Source organism: Leptothoe sp. ISB3NOV94-8A (assembly GCF_043421595.1).
GTDB lineage: Bacteria > Cyanobacteriota > Cyanobacteriia > Phormidesmidales > Phormidesmidaceae > Leptothoe > Leptothoe turfae.
In genome coordinates this window covers 5,520,029-5,537,152 of sequence record NZ_JAXSQW010000001.1, presented here as the reverse complement: position 1 = coordinate 5,537,152, position 17,124 = coordinate 5,520,029, and the positions used below count along the sequence as shown (strand labels likewise).

Annotated in this window: 20 protein-coding genes; 12 read left to right on the top strand and 8 right to left on the bottom strand. The window is 47.0% G+C overall.

All coding sequences use genetic code 11. The features are described from left to right. Positions 1-34: 34 nt before the first annotated feature. A complete protein-coding gene (locus SPB21_RS23725; RefSeq protein WP_163659950.1) occupies positions 35-355 on the bottom strand; it encodes an STAS domain-containing protein in 321 nt (106 codons plus the stop codon). Positions 356-712: 357 nt separating this feature from the next. Here SPB21_RS23725 and SPB21_RS23720 point away from each other — a divergent pair, with 357 nt between their 5' ends. Next, positions 713-907 (top strand): hypothetical protein, encoded by a 195-nt coding sequence (locus SPB21_RS23720; RefSeq protein WP_006516950.1) that lies wholly within the window; start codon positions 713-715, stop codon positions 905-907. An 80-nt stretch (positions 908-987) separates the two neighbouring features. Here SPB21_RS23720 and SPB21_RS23715 read toward each other — a convergent pair whose 3' ends face one another. After that, positions 988-1,419, bottom strand: coding sequence for a hypothetical protein (locus SPB21_RS23715; protein ID WP_163659948.1), 432 nt, complete (start codon positions 1,417-1,419; stop codon positions 988-990). Between the two features lie 399 nt (positions 1,420-1,818). Here SPB21_RS23715 and clpS point away from each other — a divergent pair, with 399 nt between their 5' ends. Both clpS and SPB21_RS23705 read left to right on the top strand, forming a co-directional pair. Then, entirely contained in the window at positions 1,819-2,109 is a 291-nt protein-coding gene (clpS, locus tag SPB21_RS23710; RefSeq protein WP_006516948.1) for an ATP-dependent Clp protease adapter ClpS, read from the top strand. Between the two features lie 58 nt (positions 2,110-2,167). Next, on the top strand, positions 2,168-3,019 hold the full coding sequence (locus SPB21_RS23705; protein WP_163659946.1) for a CPBP family intramembrane glutamic endopeptidase: 852 nt from the start codon (positions 2,168-2,170) through the stop codon (positions 3,017-3,019). Here SPB21_RS23705 and argF read toward each other — a convergent pair. Then, a complete protein-coding gene (argF, locus tag SPB21_RS23700) occupies positions 3,000-3,923 on the bottom strand; it encodes an ornithine carbamoyltransferase (RefSeq protein WP_163659944.1) in 924 nt (307 codons plus the stop codon). The genes SPB21_RS23705 and argF overlap by 20 nt on opposite strands. Before the next feature lie 106 nt (positions 3,924-4,029). On the opposite strand from argF, the gene SPB21_RS23695 reads away from it, so the two are divergent. Then, positions 4,030-4,644: a class I SAM-dependent methyltransferase gene (locus SPB21_RS23695; protein WP_163659942.1), complete on the top strand. Its 615-nt coding sequence runs from the start codon at positions 4,030-4,032 to the stop codon at positions 4,642-4,644. Positions 4,645-4,685: 41 nt separating this feature from the next. Here the strand turns inward: SPB21_RS23695 and SPB21_RS23690 are convergent, their stop codons facing one another. Then, positions 4,686-5,015, bottom strand: coding sequence for a hypothetical protein (locus tag SPB21_RS23690; protein WP_006516944.1), 330 nt, complete (start codon positions 5,013-5,015; stop codon positions 4,686-4,688). A gap of 439 nt (positions 5,016-5,454) precedes the next feature. Here SPB21_RS23690 and SPB21_RS23685 point away from each other — a divergent pair, with 439 nt between their 5' ends. From SPB21_RS23685 to SPB21_RS23655, 7 genes are all read left to right on the top strand, one after another. Then, positions 5,455-6,612, top strand: coding sequence for a DegT/DnrJ/EryC1/StrS family aminotransferase (locus tag SPB21_RS23685; protein WP_163659940.1), 1,158 nt, complete (start codon positions 5,455-5,457; stop codon positions 6,610-6,612). Positions 6,613-6,641: 29 nt separating this feature from the next. Continuing rightward, positions 6,642-7,586, top strand: coding sequence for a cyanoexosortase B (crtB, locus tag SPB21_RS23680; protein ID WP_163659937.1), 945 nt, complete (start codon positions 6,642-6,644; stop codon positions 7,584-7,586). 49 nt (positions 7,587-7,635) lie between these two features. Then, entirely contained in the window at positions 7,636-8,325 is a 690-nt protein-coding gene (locus SPB21_RS23675; RefSeq protein WP_499867850.1) for a cyanoexosortase B system-associated protein, read from the top strand. Positions 8,326-8,466: 141 nt separating this feature from the next. Continuing rightward, positions 8,467-9,879, top strand: coding sequence for a polysaccharide biosynthesis/export family protein (locus SPB21_RS23670; RefSeq protein WP_499060735.1), 1,413 nt, complete (start codon positions 8,467-8,469; stop codon positions 9,877-9,879). Between the two features lie 180 nt (positions 9,880-10,059). Next, positions 10,060-12,273, top strand: coding sequence for a GumC family protein (locus SPB21_RS23665; RefSeq protein ID WP_163659933.1), 2,214 nt, complete (start codon positions 10,060-10,062; stop codon positions 12,271-12,273). A 240-nt stretch (positions 12,274-12,513) separates the two neighbouring features. Next, positions 12,514-12,843: an MgPME-cyclase complex family protein gene (locus SPB21_RS23660; RefSeq protein ID WP_006516938.1), complete on the top strand. Its 330-nt coding sequence runs from the start codon at positions 12,514-12,516 to the stop codon at positions 12,841-12,843. Positions 12,844-12,944: 101 nt separating this feature from the next. Next, positions 12,945-13,670, top strand: a complete 726-nt coding sequence (locus tag SPB21_RS23655; RefSeq protein ID WP_499867849.1) for a hypothetical protein — start codon at positions 12,945-12,947, stop codon at positions 13,668-13,670. 54 nt (positions 13,671-13,724) lie between these two features. On the opposite strand, the gene SPB21_RS23650 is transcribed toward SPB21_RS23655, so the two are convergent. The 3 genes from SPB21_RS23650 to folD all read right to left on the bottom strand — a co-directional run bounded on the left by SPB21_RS23650 (position 13,725) and on the right by folD (position 16,081). Beyond that, complete coding sequence (locus SPB21_RS23650) at positions 13,725-14,177, bottom strand: divergent PAP2 family protein (RefSeq protein WP_163659929.1); 453 nt, start codon at positions 14,175-14,177, stop codon at positions 13,725-13,727. Positions 14,178-14,211: 34 nt separating this feature from the next. After that, positions 14,212-15,120: a geranylgeranyl diphosphate synthase CrtE gene (gene crtE / locus SPB21_RS23645; protein WP_499060733.1), complete on the bottom strand. Its 909-nt coding sequence runs from the start codon at positions 15,118-15,120 to the stop codon at positions 14,212-14,214. A 91-nt stretch (positions 15,121-15,211) separates the two neighbouring features. Then, the gene (gene folD / locus SPB21_RS23640; RefSeq protein ID WP_499867848.1) at positions 15,212-16,081 is read right to left on the bottom strand and encodes a bifunctional methylenetetrahydrofolate dehydrogenase/methenyltetrahydrofolate cyclohydrolase FolD; all 870 of its coding nucleotides are present in this window, start codon (positions 16,079-16,081) and stop codon (positions 15,212-15,214) included. A gap of 308 nt (positions 16,082-16,389) precedes the next feature. Between folD and SPB21_RS23635 the strand changes: the two genes are divergently transcribed. Then, entirely contained in the window at positions 16,390-16,752 is a 363-nt protein-coding gene (locus SPB21_RS23635) for a hypothetical protein (RefSeq protein ID WP_163702828.1), read from the top strand. Positions 16,753-16,757: 5 nt separating this feature from the next. Here SPB21_RS23635 and SPB21_RS23630 read toward each other — a convergent pair whose 3' ends face one another. Continuing rightward, complete coding sequence (locus tag SPB21_RS23630; protein ID WP_163659922.1) at positions 16,758-17,033, bottom strand: hypothetical protein; 276 nt, start codon at positions 17,031-17,033, stop codon at positions 16,758-16,760. Between the last annotated feature and the right edge of the window lie 91 nt (positions 17,034-17,124).

Sequence of the window (17,124 nt, the reverse complement as noted above, 5' to 3'; positions counted from 1 at the left end):
CCGAAGGGAACAAGAATAATTGCAGTTAATCAATCTAAGCAGCCAGTAAATCTTGACTGTCTATCATTAAAACAGCACGATCAACTTGAGCTAGCTCAAACACGATACGTACGCGAGGAGCAACATCACATAGGCTCAACCGCTTCCGGTGACGCTTAGCTGTGTCACATCCGGCCAACAGTGCGACTAATCCAGAATTATCTACACTGTCTACTGCTGCCATATCGATCGCTACCTCGCTAGCACTTTCAGATGTGATAGCAGTTAGCATTTCCTCTTTAAATGCGTCAGCGTTGGCAGATGTTAAAGCGCCCATAGGTCGCACAACCTGAACTGATGTTTCAACGCTATTCATATTCTGTCTCCTATCAGTTTGATTAGATTAAATTAATTGTCTGACTACGACCTTTCCATATGTTGTTGAAGCTAACTTGGCAAATCTAAGCTTGCCCAGATGCCTACCACCTATTTGTGGAATCTTAATGTCTAGCCCATCTCTTTGAAGTTTCCAGAAAGTTGCTCCATCAAACGGTAGCAACAGCTACGTCATGAGGGTAATGCCCTTGGGTTGGCATGTTGGGTGATGTGGATCACTGAGTTAACTAACTCCAGAAGTTTCACTTGAGATACCCCCAAGTAGTGACAACCATGTTCCAGATGGAAAATGGTCCTTGGAATGTAAATACTGATGCAAAGCCTGCTATAAGTCATCATGCACTCGTTTGCTATTCGCCACCTGGTTGAGAAAGCTCTTTATACAAAGCAGCTAACTCCAGATATTGAAGAACAAATCAACTCCGAGCTTTCACGCCTGGGTTACATATCAGAAGTTGACTATGAAGCCCTCGAACTTCTGATGAGTGAAATGGATGAAGGCCGTATCAAGTTAGTGCCAACTGTTCGATAGTTGGCACCAAAGATATCAATGATATGGATACTGCCCTAATGTTGCACCCATTCAAAACTGATTAAACTGAATCTTATTTTTTATCGTATTGAGAGCAGCTTCGTAGATGACTGAGAAGCATCATTATTTGAGCTCCCAGGGTTCCAACATGTGTGCAGAAAGTGTTGAAAATGCTGCTTCGCCAGATCTTCAGAGTCATTATTGTCTGCGATCCGTAGATAGAAAAGCAAAGCAAAAAAGTCTGTATCGAATGCTAGCTTGAACCTATCCATCGGCCAGACAAGGTCAGGAGCTGTTTTTAGATCGTAGAGGTCTAAGTTACAAGTTTCGGGCTTGGCAGCGGCTTCTGCGATCATCATTTGCTGTTGCCGAGACCCATAGGGAAGATTGCATACCAGCATTAAGGGGCGGCACCACAAGCGTACCGAACCAGCCAATTGAATTGCCTCAGCATAGAGACGCTGATCTAAACATTCCAGGTAAACGATTTGCCCAGGGTTTATGCTAACCATGTTGAAAAAGGAGTTTCAATAAAAACGTTATAGATGGGTCGATACAAGGTGAGCTAAATTCTCAAACCATCACCCTGTAGGGGAAGAAATGGATAAGAGACCATTTATATGGCTCTAGGAGATGAAAAAATTCAAATTTTGTTAAATTAGCTAATAAACTACCATTAAGCGTGTTGAGAAACATTTACTTAGATTATTTCTTTGTTGCTTTTAAAGCTTGTGGTAATTTTCAAGGACGTGCAATGCCTTATCCAAAGCTTTGTTTAGAGGTTTATGCCTGAGTTTTTAGATAAGTTCTGGTTAAAATTAAAAACAGTGTGTGTGGCTTGATTAGGAGTGGCACTCCGAGGTAGCCGTCTGTCATAAAGAAATTTGCTTGATTAACGATTGGATAAGGTCATGGTGTCTACTGGGACAATTGAGAAGACAGTTACGTCAAATAAGCGGCAGCATGCTCCTCGCTATAGGGTTTTACTGCACAACGATGATTTCAACTCTATGGAGTATGTAGTGGAATCTTTGGTTAAGACTGTGCCCAGTCTTTCAGTGCCGCAGGCAGTCGATATTATGATGCAGGCCCATAATGCGGGCGTTGGTTTGGTGATTGTTTGTGAGTTAGAACACGCTGAGTTTTATAGTGAAATGCTGCGTTCTAAGGGGCTTACAAGTACTATTGAGCCTGATGAGTAAGACTCAATAGCTTGATTATGATCAGATTTTTTACTCCAACCATGGCTGCTTAACCACAATGGTCAAGCAGATTCAGCTATATCGACGCTTAATGCATGCTCCGTTAGCTTGGCGGATCATCGCTTTCTTGGTGACATTGGTCATTCTATGGACCCCCTTCGCATTAACTTTTTACAGCATAGGAGGTTTGACCGGGCAGTCTGATGTAATGAATGCGCTAGCGTTGATTGCTCTATATGGTTGTTTCCTCGGCCATGCTTGGTTTTGGGGGCGTTGGGGTCATGCTTGGCCTAAGCCTTTTCAAACATATGGGTTAGTCTGCTGTCAGCGCTTCTTTTGCGATTTAGCGTTTGCTGTTGCATTTGGTTTTGCCTTGGTATGTCTCCTATTTGGGATAGAAGTATTGTGTGGTTGGGCCAACTTTCATCCTCAACCTCTAACGAGGATTGCTGTAGAAGGCTTAGCCGTAGGTCTGGCTTTTGGTTTTGCAGAGGAACTGTTATTCCGTGGCTGGTTGCAAACTGAGCTTCAACAAAATTTGCCCAGGTCTCAGGCAATTGTTTGGAGCAGTTTGATTTTTGCTATCGCCCATTTCATTAAGCCATTACCTGACATTTTGAGAACGTCCCCCCAGTTTTTAGGATTGCTTCTCTTGGGACTTATTTTGGGATGTGGGCGCTATCTATATTTTCGGAAGCGCTCTTTTGCCAGTTTAGGGTTGCCAATGGGGTTTCATGGAGGCCTCATATGGGGCTACTACATTGTAGATGTGGGGGATTTAGTTCTTCCCTCAGGGCAGGTACCTGAATGGGTGACGGGCATCCATGGTAATCCTCTCTCTGGAATCCTGGGGATGTCAATTCTAGTTTGTTTGACAGCTTATGTCTGCTTTAAGCTGCGCTCAAAATAGCTGCTAGTAGAGCCTTTTGAGCATGGAGTCGATTTTCAGCTTGGTCCCAAATACGAGATTGGGAGCTTTCCATGACATCGTGGGTAATTTCTTCACCGCGATGAGCTGGTAGACAGTGGAGGACTATGGCCTGCTCGTTAGCCAAATCAAGCATGGCCTGGTTGATTTGATAGGGCTGAAACTTAGGAATTCTAGACTCTGCTTCTGCTTCTTCGCCCATGCTGGCCCACACATCTGTGTAAAGTGCATGGCTTGCTTCTACAGCAGCTTTAGGATCAGTGGTAATAATCACCTCACTACGTCCCTGACTAAGTTCTATTGCTTGCTTCACAACGGTTGGATTAGGGGCGTAGCCATCTGGTGTTGCGACGCGAATATGCACGCCTGCCAGGGCGCAACCTAGCATTAAAGAATGGGCGACATTATTTCCGTCTCCCAGGTAGGACATGGTTAAGTTCTCTAGGGTGCCGAACGCTTCTTTGAGGGTGAGCAGATCTGCCAAAATCTGGCATGGATGTTCCAGATCAGTCAGGGCATTGATCACTGGGATGGAGGCGTATTCAGCAAATTCTTCTATTTCAGATTGTGCAAAGGTACGAATGGCGACTATATCCAGATAGCGATCGAGAACGCGTGCAGTGTCTGCGGTGGGTTCTCCACGCCCTATCTGGGTGACGCCGGCATTGAGATCCAGAACTTGACCGCCCAGTTGATACATGGCCACTGAAAAACTCACACGGGTACGCGTGGATGCTTTGGAAAATACCAAGCCCAGTACCTTGTTCAGGCATTTGGGCCGTTTGGTGCCATCTTTTAGTTGGGCTGCCAAGGCGAGTAGTCCGTGTAGTTCTGTACTGGTTAAATCTGCCATGCTAAGCAGATTCCGTCCCTTCAGTGAGTCCATAGCATCTTTGGTGAAATTGGTAGAGTCAACAAGATACTACTATTTAGCCTGAACAGGCGATATTGATGTTTTAGGGGGATGTCCTAAAAATTTTTGGAGTTAAAGTATGGGCCTTTATTCACGTATAGTTTTTCCGCGCTTACTAGATCTGACAATGTCAGGACAAGAGTTAAATGACTATCGTCAATCCCTACTACAGTCTGTGAAGGGCCAGGTGCTGGAAATTGGCTTTGGCACAGGGTTGAATGTGTCTTATTACAGTGATGAGGTGACAGCGTTAACTGCCATTGATCCTAACGAAGGGATGGCTGCGATCGCAAACCCACGGATTCAAGACTCAACCGTAGATATCACCTTAAAAACAGCCAGTGCTGAGGCGTTACCCATGGCCACTGAAAGCTTTGATGCGGTGGTGTGTACTTGGACTCTGTGCAGCATTCCCAATGTTGAAAAGGCCTTGACGGAGGTGTACAGAGTACTCCGGCCAGGAGGAAAATTTTTCTTTATTGAACATGGTCTAAGTCCAGAACGTGGTGTGGGTACCTGGCAGCGTCGGATTACACCGCTCCAGCGACGTATTGCCGATGGCTGTCGTCTAGACCAACCTATGGCTACCCTCGTTAAGGCTGTTTTTGACCAAATGGAGTGTGAAGAGTTTTATTCCAGGGATTTGCCGAAGCTGATTGGCTATTTCTATAGGGGGATAGCAACTAAGGGGTAACGCTAACCGTCTTGATGTAGATAAGCTTGCTGTATACAAGCTCATGTCTTCCCTTTAAAGATTTGCGCGGTTGCGATCGCAATACGCTCAATATCAGCATTCAATAGCGGTGGCCACTCTACTTTGGCGCGTTTTCCTTGCTCATAGAACTGGCGACCTTCATAAGCGAGTTGATGTAAAGCATAGACTAATGGTCGATCTAACTGCTCAGCAGCTTTTAGGTTTTCTGTAATTGACTTTAAAGCTAGTAGTAACGACGTCACTTGTCCGGGGACTGGCGGTTTATACTGCTGTAGCCGTGCCAAAAATGCATCAGATACGGTCAAATCCGCTTGGGTCATCACCACATGTTGAGCTGTTTTAATATCCATAATATGAGAGGGAAGAGAAACTGGGGCAGCACTCTGCTACTACAGGTTCCGCCCACCATAAGGTTAGAAACGACCATCGTCAATTCTGAAGCAGGGACAAAGGGATTTAACAAGCTTCATAGAGACTTTACGATGTCAATATGCCCAATTCTCAAATTAACAAGAGAAACTGGTGAATAGGGGCACAAATATAGCAAACTGCTGGATGCATATCTCCAAAGGAGAGTCTGCGCCAAGCTTACATATACCAGACCCGTACGACTCCTATAGTTCTTCTATGAAAGCTGTGTATGCAGGTGCGGTGTGATTAACCTGCTGTTTCCACAGGTGTCACTGGGTTTTAATAGGGAACATTTTATAAATGGCAGCTACTCTACCCGACATCTGTTACTAACAACTGTGGGAGCAAGTGCCAATATTGCAGTAGAAAGTTCACATCATGGCTAGTTCACGCTTTGTTCCCTTTGTTGATTTATGCCAACAGCACGACCCATTGCACTCGGAGCTAATGGCGGCGATAGCGGCTGTGGTGGCTCGGGGTGACTATATTCTAGGCGAGTCAGTCGTTCAATTTGAGCAGGCATTTGCCACTGCCTGTAATGCTTGTCATGGTGTGGGGGTGGGGTCAGGTACCGATGCTTTGACCCTGGGGCTCCAGGCCTGCGGTGTAGGACCTGGGGACCAGGTGATTCTGCCGGTTAATACATTTGTCGCCACCTTAATTGGCGTACTTCAGGTTGGAGCCATTCCTGTCTTTGTAGACTGCGATTTAGAGACTGGGTTGATGGATTTGGCTGCCGCAGAACAGGCGATAACTCGAAGAACTCGAGCGATTATTCCGGTTCATCTTTATGGCCAGATGGTCTCTCCTCAAGCTTTGCGCTCCCTGGCTGAGACGTACGACGTGATTATTTTTGAAGATGCTGCCCAGGCGCACGGCGCAGAACGTGAAGGAAAGAAGGCCGGTAGTGTTGGCTTGGCAGCTGCCTTTAGCTTCTATCCCAGTAAAAACTTGGGAGCTATGGGAGATGGCGGCATGGTCACGACGCAAAATGACCTCGTTGCTCAAACGGTCAGATCGTTGCGTAATTATGGGTCTACCCGTAAGTACTATCACACGGATCCTGGTGGGACTAACAGCCGTCTCGATACGCTACAGGCAGCAATACTACAGATAAAGCTAGCGTATTTGGCGTCATGGAATTGCGATCGCAACCGTCTCGCAAAACTTTATGACGATGCCCTAAAACCCCTGGCTAACTATGGCTTAGTCCCTATGCTGAATCAGAGCGGCAGTGGTCATGTCTATCACCTCTATGTTATCCGCTTAACCCAAGACTGCTCAATTGACCGCACCCGTTTACAGCAGGAATTGGCTACCTGTGAAATTCAATCTGGCATTCACTACCCAGTGCCTTGTCACCTACAGCCTGCGTTTCATAACCTGGGTTATCGCGCTGGTGACTTTCCCGTTGCTGAACAGCTGAGTCAAGAGATTTTATCACTACCCATGTATCCCGGCATGAGTAACGACCAACTACAGTATGTTGTGGAGACCATTGCCGGGGGTGTCCAAGCTTGTCCAGTCTTGATTTAAACCCATAAGAGCAGCGGATATACCCAACTATGATTAGTATTTCTCAATCCAAAGCGTCGCGATGGGCACTTGAGCTTATAGTGATTAGCTGTTTAGTGATTCTTTATGGACCCTTGCTCTATCACTGGGTATGGGATGGTTGGATTAACAAGAATATTAGTATTCAGCATGAATACTTTAGCCACGGCATCTTAGGCATTCCCTTGGCTTGTAAACTCGTTTGGGATAAACGCCAAGACTGGAAAAAGTTGGGTGATGTTTGCCACTGGGCAGGTCTGCTGTGTCTGGCCATAGCCCTGGTGTTTTATACCAGCGGGGTGATAGATGCGGTGAATATATCGTTGCCCCTGATACTGACAGGCTTGCTTTTGTGTCTCAAAGGCCCGTCAGGTTTAAAACTGATGCTGTTCCCCCTGGTACTGATCATTTTTTCTACCCCGACACAGCTGCCCTATCTAATTGAGCCTCATATCTTGCCGCTACAACGATTTATTGCCACCGTGGCCGGAACTATTTTGCACGGTCTTGGTTATGAGGTGGAAGTCAATAACATTTATCTCAGCATGAATCAGCAACTGGTAGAGGTTGCCCCTCACTGTGCAGGCTTAAAGATGCTGTTCACCAGCCTGTACATGGGTCTGGTTCTTACCTATTGGACCGGTCTAAATTGCTCAAGGTTGCGCACAGGAGTTTTTTTTGTGGGCATCATTTCAGTAAGTGTCATCGGTAATATCCTCCGTAATACAATTCTGACTTTCTTTCATGGCAACAGTATGTCAGAGGCTTTTCACTGGCTCCATGACAGCTGGGGCGGCGATGTGTATTCTGCGATTATGTTAGGCTCTCTGGTTTTAATAGTGAATGCTATCCAAAGCCATGTGCCAGAAAGTGTATCCATGAAAACTGTGGCACTCGAAAATGTCCATACAGATGGCAGTCAACCTGCTCAGCAGATGCCTCCCGTCGATTTTTAGCTCGATGTTCCAAGTGTTCACAAAGCTTTTCTCGGGATGTTCGTAACCAATGGCTTTGTCCTTATTGTCTGCAAACTCTAAATCTAGACCTTGGCTAAGGTGGCTAGTCGTAGCGTTACTAGCCGCCATTATTGCCGCCGTTGCCATTCCTCGGTATTTAGGTCAGTGGCCTTGGCACTCACCTCCCGGTGTTGCCCAAATTCGCGATATTCGAGAGCTGAAAGAAACGGGACTTACCTTAAAGGGATGGTCTCAAGATTTCCAACAGAAAATCACCATGGGTGGTTCTCAGTGGTCAGTACAGCAATTGACCCATAGCGATAATGCCACCTCAGAACAAATGGTACTCTTCCTAAAACCCCAGGGGCAGGCAGAGGACCAGCCTCAAGTTGAATGGATTGATTTAAAGGGGGCCCAAAAATGGCAAACTTCTAACCCTCGTCGCTTACGTATAGGAAAGCTAAGCATAGATACGTTTCGAGCTTGGACATCCAACCAAACCTTTGCAGTAGCTCAATGGTATGCACTACCCAAAGGTGGTCATCCTGCTCCCCATCATTGGTTTTGGAGAGATCAAAAATATCAGTGGACTCGAGGCGAACGTCTGCCGTGGGTTGCAGTAAGTCTACTGGTACCGATGCCTCCCCTTGGGGACGTCTCACTCTTCTATTCTGACTTAGAAAGTTTGAGTCAATTAGTGCAAACAGCTTTAGAAGAGGCTGTGTTGACCGCAGTGTAGCCTCTCATTTCATGTCCGCAAACACGGGAATGCATCAGCCTATGACGGTACAGCAGATGAGCTAAAGTAGCTACATTGAAAAACTTATGGTTTTCGTGAACTAGCTTTATTTCAAATACGTTTTGTTAATTTTGAGTTGGTATGGTTCTTATCAAAAATGCCAAGGTTTCCCATAGCCCCTGGGATAAGAAGTTCAGCCTGCTAGCTGGGCAACTGTTGCTCAGTACCGTTATTTGGAATCTTTGGCAGAATCCAAGCGTAGCGCAGTTAGCTCCTCTTCCATCAGACACCTCAACAGAGGATGCTGTCCCTATGGATACACCTGAGGAGGATATTGATGAATCTTCCCTGGCTGATGAAGCTGTAGGACCCGAACTCCCGTCGGTGGAAGTCTTAGAGAGCCGCCCAACCTTAGAAGACTTAGATCCTCGCATTCGAACAGGTTCGACTCCAGGATCGGTTGAGCGTAACTTTGATCAGTATCGCTTAGGGCCTGGAGACGGTATTTTTGTTAGTGTTCAACGGTTTCCTGATCTGTCATTTCAAGCAACCCTTGATCAGCAAGGCAACGTGATTTTACCCATTGAGGGCGCTGTGTCTTTGGAAGGCCTCACTCTCAATGAAGCTGAAAATAGAATTCGTGCCGTCTACAACCAATATGTAGTGCTTTCCGAAGTGCGTTCTGTCGGTTTGGCGAATGCTCTTCAGGGGGTACCATATCAGGTCTCAGAGGTCGAACTTAACCGCCGTATTGTTCCCAACTATCAAGCTCTGCGAGCCAATGATCCAAGAAACTATCGGGTCCCTGATGTTACCTTAACGTTGACTGCCCAGCGTGGGGTAGAAGTCATCATGTTAGGAGAAATTGAACGCCCAGGACTCTACCCCTTGGAAGCTCCACGGGTGACTGCCGCCCTCTTGGCTGCTGGTGGTGCTCGTAGTACAGCCGATTTGCGCGAGATACGTATTCAGCGACGTTTGCCTGATAACAGCGTCATTGAAAAGACAGTAGATCTTTACACGCCCGTTCGAGATGGTTTACCTTTTCCCGAGGAGCGCTTAGAGAATGGAGATATCGTTATTATTTCTCGTCTTGATCCGGCGCAAACCCAAGACTATGACGTCAACTTTGTTACCCGTTCTACCCTAGCTCAGCCTGAGATCCTGGTGCGAGTGATTAACTACCCTAGAGGCTCTGTCGGCGGACAACGTTTGCCGAACGGCAGTACATTTGTTGATGCCTTGGTGGGCAATGCTGCCAGGGGGGGGAATGGTATTGGTATCCCTCTGAATCAAGCTAACCTCAGTTCAGTGGCTCTAATTCGCTTTGATCCAGAGCAAGGTGAAGCTGTTGTCACCAAGTTAAACGCCAAAGAGGCCATCCATGGAGATCCCACACAGAATCCCCCACTCAGGGATAACGATGTGATTGTGGTTGGTAGGAACTTTATTAACCGAATTACCTTTGCCATAGATACGATTACGCAACCTTTTCAAGATATTCTCAGCTTTGTACTCTTTTTCGATGGCATTTTTGATCGCGACATCTTTTAATTAGTCGTTGTCCGTATTCACAGCATGCCCTAGCAAAGAGGTATCCATTTGGTGATTGAGCTATGATTGCCTTAACTGTCTGGATTAGTAGCCTAGATTTCTGAAAAATTACTGACTGTCACCTGAGCAAATGATTCAGGCCATTGCCTTCCCTTAGTTCTCTTTATCCGATGAGTGCCCATGGTATCTCCTATTTTTAAGCGGTATCTATTAGCTGTTCAGCGATATAAGTGGGCTGGACTTACCTGTTTACTGTCAATTGTTGGTGCTTCGGGGGTTGTAGCTCTACAGCCGCCCCCGCCAGTTGAGTACTATGCCGAGGGAACACTGGTTGATAATGCTCCCTTGGTTTCACTTACTAATACGGCAGACACTATTGATCAGCTTGGGAGGGGCATCATTAGTAAGGATCAGCTGCTATCTGAGGTCTTGCTGAAAGAGGTGTCTAGACAGCTGGGGACAAGAGGTATCGATCTGACACCAGGGGAGATTCGTAGAAATACGACGGTGACAGTCAGTGGTGGCAAAAAGGGTGAGACTGGCCTTCGGGCAGATGTTAGCTTTATTCATGCTGACGAAGAGACGGCAACGGTTGTGCTAAACACACTCTTCCAGGGCATGGTTGAGCTAAGTCGTGTCCGTAATAAAGCCCGTCTGCAAGCTATTATTGATGCTTTGAACGAGCGCCTACCACCCATTGAAACCGCCCTCAGGCAAGCGGAACAAACTTTAGAGCAATATGACCGTCAGGAAGGACCAGCCATTCAAGCTGCATTAGATGGCAGTTTGTTGGGGCAAATTTCAGGTAGCCAACAGCAAATTCGGCAGAATGAAATCACCCTGGCTGGTATTGATACTCAAATTCGTAGTCTAGAACAACGGTTGGGACTGACTGCTGATGAAGCCTATGTGTCTTCAGCTTTAAGTGCTGACCCGCTAATTGCTAATTTGCGAGCGCAAATCTATCAGGCTGAAAATGAGTTAAATATATTGCAAGCGTCAGATTATCGTGAAGATCATCCTATAGTTGTGGAATCTCTACGGAACTATAGTGCATTGCAATCACAGCTCAGTCGTCGGGTAAACGATGTTCTGTCTGGTGATGGTCAAACGGCTGCTTTGCCTTCTGGCATTGTTAACATCAATAGTAATTTAGACCCTGCCCGAGCTGGTTTGGCCAACCAGTTGGTCAATTTGCAAACGGAACGGGATACTCTGATCAGTCAGAGTCAAGTTTTGGCCCTATCGGCTCGAGACTTGCGCCAGCAGTATTCCAGTTTACCTAATAAGCAGTTGGAGCGTGAGCGTTTGGCCTATCAGGTGGGCCTGAAAAAGGCACTTTATGATCAGATCCAAGCTCGAATTGTCGATGCGGAAGCTGCGGAGGCTGAAACGGTTAGTAGTTTAACTGTGGCGAGTCCTCCTACCGCTGTTATTAACGAACCTGAAAAGCCAAACCCTGCTACCATTCTCCTGATAGGAGGCTTGCTGGGGCTTGTTTCAGGTGGTGGAATCATCTTCCTATTGGATATGCTAGACGGCACTATCCGTACGCCCGAAGATTTGGAAAAACTGTTGCGCGATCAGGATATGCCAATATTAGGGGCTGTCCCAGTTATTCGTACACGCCCAGCTAAAGCGGCACCCATTTTGGTGCAGTCCGATTCTCAGTATCACAGTAGCTATGAACGCTGTTTGAGCAAGTTGCGTTTGACAGGCTTTGAAGATAGTGTAATTGGTCCTCGTGTGGTGTTAGTGACCAGCACGATTAGTAATGAAGGTAAGAGTATTACGGCCTATAATCTGGCAATTGCAGCTGCTCAAGCGGGGCGTCGTACCCTTCTAGTGGAAGCTGATTTGCGTTCCGGCTCTAAGGCTCAATATTTAGGATTAGTGAATGATGATCAAGTTTTGATGGAACCGCTACGTTATTACGGTGGCAGTATTGGCGACAATGTGCGTATGGTGCCATTTGTCGAAAACTTGTATGTGTCGCCTAGTCCTGGTCCTCAGCGTCAAGCTGCTGCCATTCTTGAATCAAGCGAGATGCGTCGTTTCCTAGACGATGCGCGTGAGCGGTTTGACATGGTTATCTTAGATACGCCGTCTTTGAGTCGTGTTGATGATGCTTTATTGCTAGAAGAGCAAACCGACGGCATGATATTGGTGGCGCGGCCTGGTGTAACAGAAAGAGCTGTTTTGAATACAGCACTTGAGGAGCTAGATCTCAACGAAGATATCCGCTTGTTGGGCGTCTTAATTAATGGCGCTAATGTCACTCTTCAAGACGAAATTGACGATGACGATTATCAAGATGATGATGAGCGTTATTTCCTTGAAGAAGATGAACAGGATACTCCTCGAGAAGTCGCTACAGCACGGATCGATTTCTAGAGATAAGTCGGATCTTCAAAGGCTAATGATATGAGGTGGTTGGCTACGCTGATATTGGAACAGACATAAGTATGTTCTAGTTTCTAACGTTATAAACAAGTCAGGCTTGTATAGGTTGGCTGCGTACAAGGTTTAATTACAGAAAATAACAGTGGTTCTGCATTCCCTGTTAGAATCCTGTCTATTGGATTCGAAATCTGACCTTACGGGGTCATTACTTTTGGTGGTTTTATAAGACAGATGACAACATACTATTACGCTGTAGCCAGCCAGCGCTTTTTACTGGAAGAAGAGCCCCTGGAAGAAGTTCTTAAGGAACGGCGACGTTATTATCAAGAACAAGAAAAAGAGATTGATTTTTGGTTAATTAAGCAGCCTGCTTTTCTGGAGGCATCTGAACTAGAGGCTGTTAAGGTAAGTTGCCCACAACCTTCAGCAGCCATAGTTTCCACTGATAAGGTGTTTATTACCTGGCTGAAGTTGCGACTTGAGTATATTGCCACTGGGGAGTTTGAGACTCCGTTGACCTCCGTTAACGATCCGCTTGCTTCCTTAGCTGCTGCTGCATAATTGGCATACAAATCATATTCACGCTATAACTCTGGGGTATTTTCTATCCGAACAACAGCTTTGGGGTACGAGTGCGGTTGAGTTAGCTAGGAGGTTTAGCTATGGGGTATCGGTGGTTAAGTGGAGCCATGCTTATTCTCCTTAGCAGTGGTGTGCAAGGGATAGCTCAGAGTTATCCTGACTGTCCACCCCCTGCAAGTGGAGAATATTTATTGCTTGTGCGTGGTTCTGATGCGGAGACTCGCGATCGCACTATCTCCGTCCTCCCGGTCGATAAGCCCACTCTGGTGTGTAACTATTTGGACGATACCGTCATTCGTGCTGGTGGTTTCACGTCCCTGGAGGTAGCTAATTCTTGGGCACTGTACCTCAACGATATTGAAGAACTTGAGACTGTTGTTGTTGAGTCATCCACTGCAACGCAAGAGCCAGTGGTTGTAGATGCTGAGCCATCCACTGCAACGCAAGAGCCAGTGGTGGATGACTCAGCAACATCCTCTACTACTGCTGAGCAGGAGCCAGTGACAGGGCCTATTGTAGCTGCTACGCCTGTTGCAGACCTGCAATCTCAGTATCAGCCAACATTGTTGGGTGAGGGGGTGGCCGTCCTGGTGGACTATCAGCAAAATCCTGAGATTGGACGTAATTTGGCCCAACAAGGAAGCGTGGGCTTAGCAGTTTATCTCCAGCAGCCCTATCTGTTAGTGCTGCATACAACCGATTCATCGGCGGCGGCAGCAAGATTACAACAGCTAGTTGATAGCGGCCTAACGTCCTTCTTAGTGAATGGAGAAAAGGTCATCCGACTGACCGATACAATTCAGTAATTCCTAACAGTTGCTCATAGGCAAGCCGAGTCGCTTTTTGATAAGCTACCAACCCTAATAGGTCGGTGCTGCTAATAGCCAAATAAACACACCTAAGGCCGCACCGGCAATTACTTGTAAAGGTGTATGGCCTAGGAGTTCTTTGAGCCGATCTTCTTGAAATTCATGATCGTTAAAGAACTCATCTACAATTTGGTTGAGGACCCGTGCTTGTTTGCCAGCAGCCTGGCGAACTCCAGCAGCGTCATACATAACAATGACGGCAAATACGGCAGTCACAGCAAATGCTGGACTGGACCAGCCGATGGTCTGGCCGATGCCGCAGGTGAGCGCAGTGACTAAAGCTGAGTGAGAGCTGGGCATGCCGCCTGTTTCGACCAGAACACGAAAGTTCAAGCGATGGTGGGTAATAGCCTCAATGATAAGCTTGAGTAACTGGGCGCTTAAGCAAGCAACTAGGGATACGACAAGAACGTGGTTCTGGAGAATCTCGATAAAGGTTTCCATATAAGTATATTCAATTCAATAATTCAACGAGATATTAGTGAGTGCGCGCAGTGATAAAGTCTGCGATCGCAACCAGAGGTCGTTTCAGGGGGCCAAACGGTTCCAGCTCTTCTTTAGCTGCCTGGATCAGGTCGTCAGCCTTCTTTCTTGATTCATCTAGTCCCCAAATGCTTGGATAGGTTGCCTTTTGAGCCTGAATATCTTTGCCAATCGATTTGCCCAGTTCTTCTTGGGTCGAGGTAACATCTAGGACATCATCCACAATTTGAAACGCTAGACCAATATTCTGAGCATAGCGAGAAAGACGCTCAATGGTGTCATTGTCAGCTCCTGCGAGGACCGCCCCTGAGACCACAGAAACCTCAAGCAATGCTGCAGTTTTATGTATGTGGATAAAGTTGAGGGTTTCAATTGATGTGTCGGGTTTGCCTTCGGAAGCCAAATCAACAATTTGGCCGCCCACAAGACCAGCAGCCCCTACGGCGTGCCCTAGTCGGCGGATAACGTCTAACACTGCTGTTGCCGGAACATCCTCAGTGCGGTCAGCAATGAATTCAAAGGCATAGGCTAGGAGGGCATCACCTGCCAAAATTGCCACATCGTCACCATAAACCTTGTGGTTGGTCAGTTTACCCCGACGATAGTTGTCATTGTCCATGGCCGGTAGATCATCGTGGATTAGCGACATGGTGTGGACCATTTCTAGCGCACAGGCTGTGGGCATGGCTTGGGCGCTCGTCCCTCCCACCAATTCGCAGGTTGCCAAACAGAGAATTGGCCGTAACCGCTTACCCCCGGCCATCACTGAGTAGCGCATTGACTCATAAATGACTTCGGGATAGACCACCGCTAATGACTGATCGAGAGCAGCCTCAACATCAGCCCCCTTAGTGGCCAGGTAGGAGTTGAGGTCAAAATCAACATTGACATCGGTGGGCATCATGGTTATGGAAAACGAATTTATGGAGCAGTCAACACCACAGCAATGGCAAATGCGATCGCGTGGCGTTAAAAACGAAAAGGCTAACTATTAATTAACCATTAAATCGTTTACGGTAGCTTAATACTGTATTGTGCAACAACATGGTCACTGTCATGGGGCCAATTCCACCGGGTACGGGGGTAATTGCTCCAGCTAGGGGCTCCACACTGGCAAAATCAACATCTCCAACCAGTCGAGATTTGCCTGACTCGGCATCCTGAATACGATTAATTCCCACATCAATCACAGTGGCTCCTGGTTTGACCCAATCAGCACCGATCATATTGGGGCGGCCCACAGCCGCAACTAAAATATCTGCCTGACGGCATAGTTCAGCTAAATTTTGTGTTCGAGAGTGGGCAATCGTGACCGTGGCATTTGCCTCTAGCAACATAAGGGCCATCGGTTTACCGACTAAGATGCTACGCCCTAATACAACAGCCTTTTTCCCGGCTGGTTCAATGTTGTACTCCTTCAGGACAGCCATGACGCCAGCGGGAGTGCAGCTGCGCAGGCCAGATTCTCCACGTATCAGCCGCCCCATATTTTCAGGATGCAATCCATCAGCATCCTTAGCCGGATCGATGCGATTAAGCAGTGCTACAGCATCTATATGGTCAGGTAGAGGTAGCTGAACTAAAATGCCATCTACTCGGTCATCTTGATTCAGCTGGTCAATTATTTCAGCGACCGTCGCTTGAGACGTGTCAGCAGGTAAATGGGAGCCAAAAGATGCAATTCCTAGCCGTTCGCAGGCCCGTTCTTTATTTCTGACGTAAGCGGCACTGGCGGGATGGTCACCTACCATTAGTACGGCTAAGCCAGGTGGTCTGTCCCTATGCTCACTGTCATGATTAATGTCGGCTGCGAGCTGGGATTGAATTTTGTTGGCAAGTGCTTTGCCATCTAACCGCTGGGCCATGAAATTTTTACTAACTTTATCGGCGACTTTACCGATGCAGCTAGTCAATTAGGGGATACTAGCCACATTGGCTCTATCCAGAGTACCAAAGGCTACTCCTTGACCCAAATGCGAGCGTTTCAAGTCAACATGGCCTGCTTGATAACTGATAAACAAAACCAATATGCATTCGTTGCACAGCCTTTCCTAAATTGACTGATGCTCGAATGCTTTGATTGGACCCTGACAGACGTGAACCCTGACAGACTCCTTTTGCAATGCGTTTTTTAAATTACAGACTGATTATATTCAGCCTCGGAATCAGCTTCATGGCGATCTGTTCCGCTTGTCAATCCCCATCGGGTGGCCAAGTGCCCGTTATCTCTCTGCCTCAATCAACGGTTACGATTGATTCCCTGCGTCAACCCCAGCGTGTTGAGCGGTCGGTTCCTCTCCAAGGCTCGGTAAAGCAACATCTAACGATTTTGAATGGCTGGCTATATCAGATTGATGATGGCACCGGGCAGGTGTGGATCTTGACTCAACAAGAGCCACCCGCTGTCGGTAAGCAAGTATATGTGGAGGGCTTGCTGCGTTACGAAGCGATTCCTATCAATGGAGCTGATGTCGGGGATTATTATTTAGAAGAAGAACAGCGAGAGCTACAGCAGCTATCTGAAGATGTGTCTTAATCGCATCAAGATTGCGACCCCGCAAGGGTTCTTAAATGAATGGGAGTTACTGCATCGTTAGAGGGTACGGCGTGGTACATGTCATTGGCGATCAAGTAGCGATCTAGGATGGCCTGGGCATCGTCGGCGGATTTGAGCTGATAGGTTACAAAAAAGCGATAAGATGCTTGGCCTGGAGTAAACGCATGGCTATCTTCCCAGACATCAAGACAGATGCCTTGTTGATTGGTGCGCAAGCGGTAGTTCAAGGTTTTGTTACCTGATGTTGGGTTAGAATTCATCGTCGGTACGGGTGTTATTTGTCACTTGGTTACACTACGCATAGTGCCCGTCTGTTGCCAGGCTTCAACTTTCTGGTGCCACAAATCGGCA

Bases quoted from the DNA above. Each gene is read 5' to 3' on its own strand.
- SPB21_RS23670 (WP_499060735.1), top strand. From the start codon at position 8,467: ATGGTTCTTATCAAAAATGCCAAGGTTTCCCATAGCCCCTGGGATAAG.
- SPB21_RS23720 (WP_006516950.1), top strand. From the start codon at position 713: ATGCACTCGTTTGCTATTCGCCACCTGGTTGAGAAAGCTCTTTATACA.
- SPB21_RS23685 (WP_163659940.1), top strand. From the start codon at position 5,455: ATGGCTAGTTCACGCTTTGTTCCCTTTGTTGATTTATGCCAACAGCAC.
- SPB21_RS23665 (WP_163659933.1), top strand. From the start codon at position 10,060: ATGGTATCTCCTATTTTTAAGCGGTATCTATTAGCTGTTCAGCGATAT.
- SPB21_RS23715 (WP_163659948.1), bottom strand. From the start codon at position 1,419: ATGGTTAGCATAAACCCTGGGCAAATCGTTTACCTGGAATGTTTAGAT.
- SPB21_RS23650 (WP_163659929.1), bottom strand. From the start codon at position 14,177: ATGGAAACCTTTATCGAGATTCTCCAGAACCACGTTCTTGTCGTATCC.
- SPB21_RS23725 (WP_163659950.1), bottom strand. From the start codon at position 355: ATGAATAGCGTTGAAACATCAGTTCAGGTTGTGCGACCTATGGGCGCT.
- SPB21_RS23705 (WP_163659946.1), top strand. From the start codon at position 2,168: ATGGTCAAGCAGATTCAGCTATATCGACGCTTAATGCATGCTCCGTTA.
- crtE (WP_499060733.1), bottom strand. From the start codon at position 15,120: ATGATGCCCACCGATGTCAATGTTGATTTTGACCTCAACTCCTACCTG.
- crtB (WP_163659937.1), top strand. From the start codon at position 6,642: ATGATTAGTATTTCTCAATCCAAAGCGTCGCGATGGGCACTTGAGCTT.
- SPB21_RS23630 (WP_163659922.1), bottom strand. From the start codon at position 17,033: ATGAATTCTAACCCAACATCAGGTAACAAAACCTTGAACTACCGCTTG.
- SPB21_RS23695 (WP_163659942.1), top strand. From the start codon at position 4,030: ATGGGCCTTTATTCACGTATAGTTTTTCCGCGCTTACTAGATCTGACA.
- SPB21_RS23635 (WP_163702828.1), top strand. From the start codon at position 16,390: ATGGCGATCTGTTCCGCTTGTCAATCCCCATCGGGTGGCCAAGTGCCC.
- argF (WP_163659944.1), bottom strand. From the start codon at position 3,923: ATGGACTCACTGAAGGGACGGAATCTGCTTAGCATGGCAGATTTAACC.
- SPB21_RS23675 (WP_499867850.1), top strand. From the start codon at position 7,636: ATGGCTTTGTCCTTATTGTCTGCAAACTCTAAATCTAGACCTTGGCTA.
- SPB21_RS23690 (WP_006516944.1), bottom strand. From the start codon at position 5,015: ATGGATATTAAAACAGCTCAACATGTGGTGATGACCCAAGCGGATTTG.
- SPB21_RS23655 (WP_499867849.1), top strand. From the start codon at position 12,945: ATGGGGTATCGGTGGTTAAGTGGAGCCATGCTTATTCTCCTTAGCAGT.
- folD (WP_499867848.1), bottom strand. From the start codon at position 16,081: ATGGCCCAGCGGTTAGATGGCAAAGCACTTGCCAACAAAATTCAATCC.
- clpS (WP_006516948.1), top strand. From the start codon at position 1,819: ATGGTGTCTACTGGGACAATTGAGAAGACAGTTACGTCAAATAAGCGG.
- SPB21_RS23660 (WP_006516938.1), top strand. From the start codon at position 12,514: ATGACAACATACTATTACGCTGTAGCCAGCCAGCGCTTTTTACTGGAA.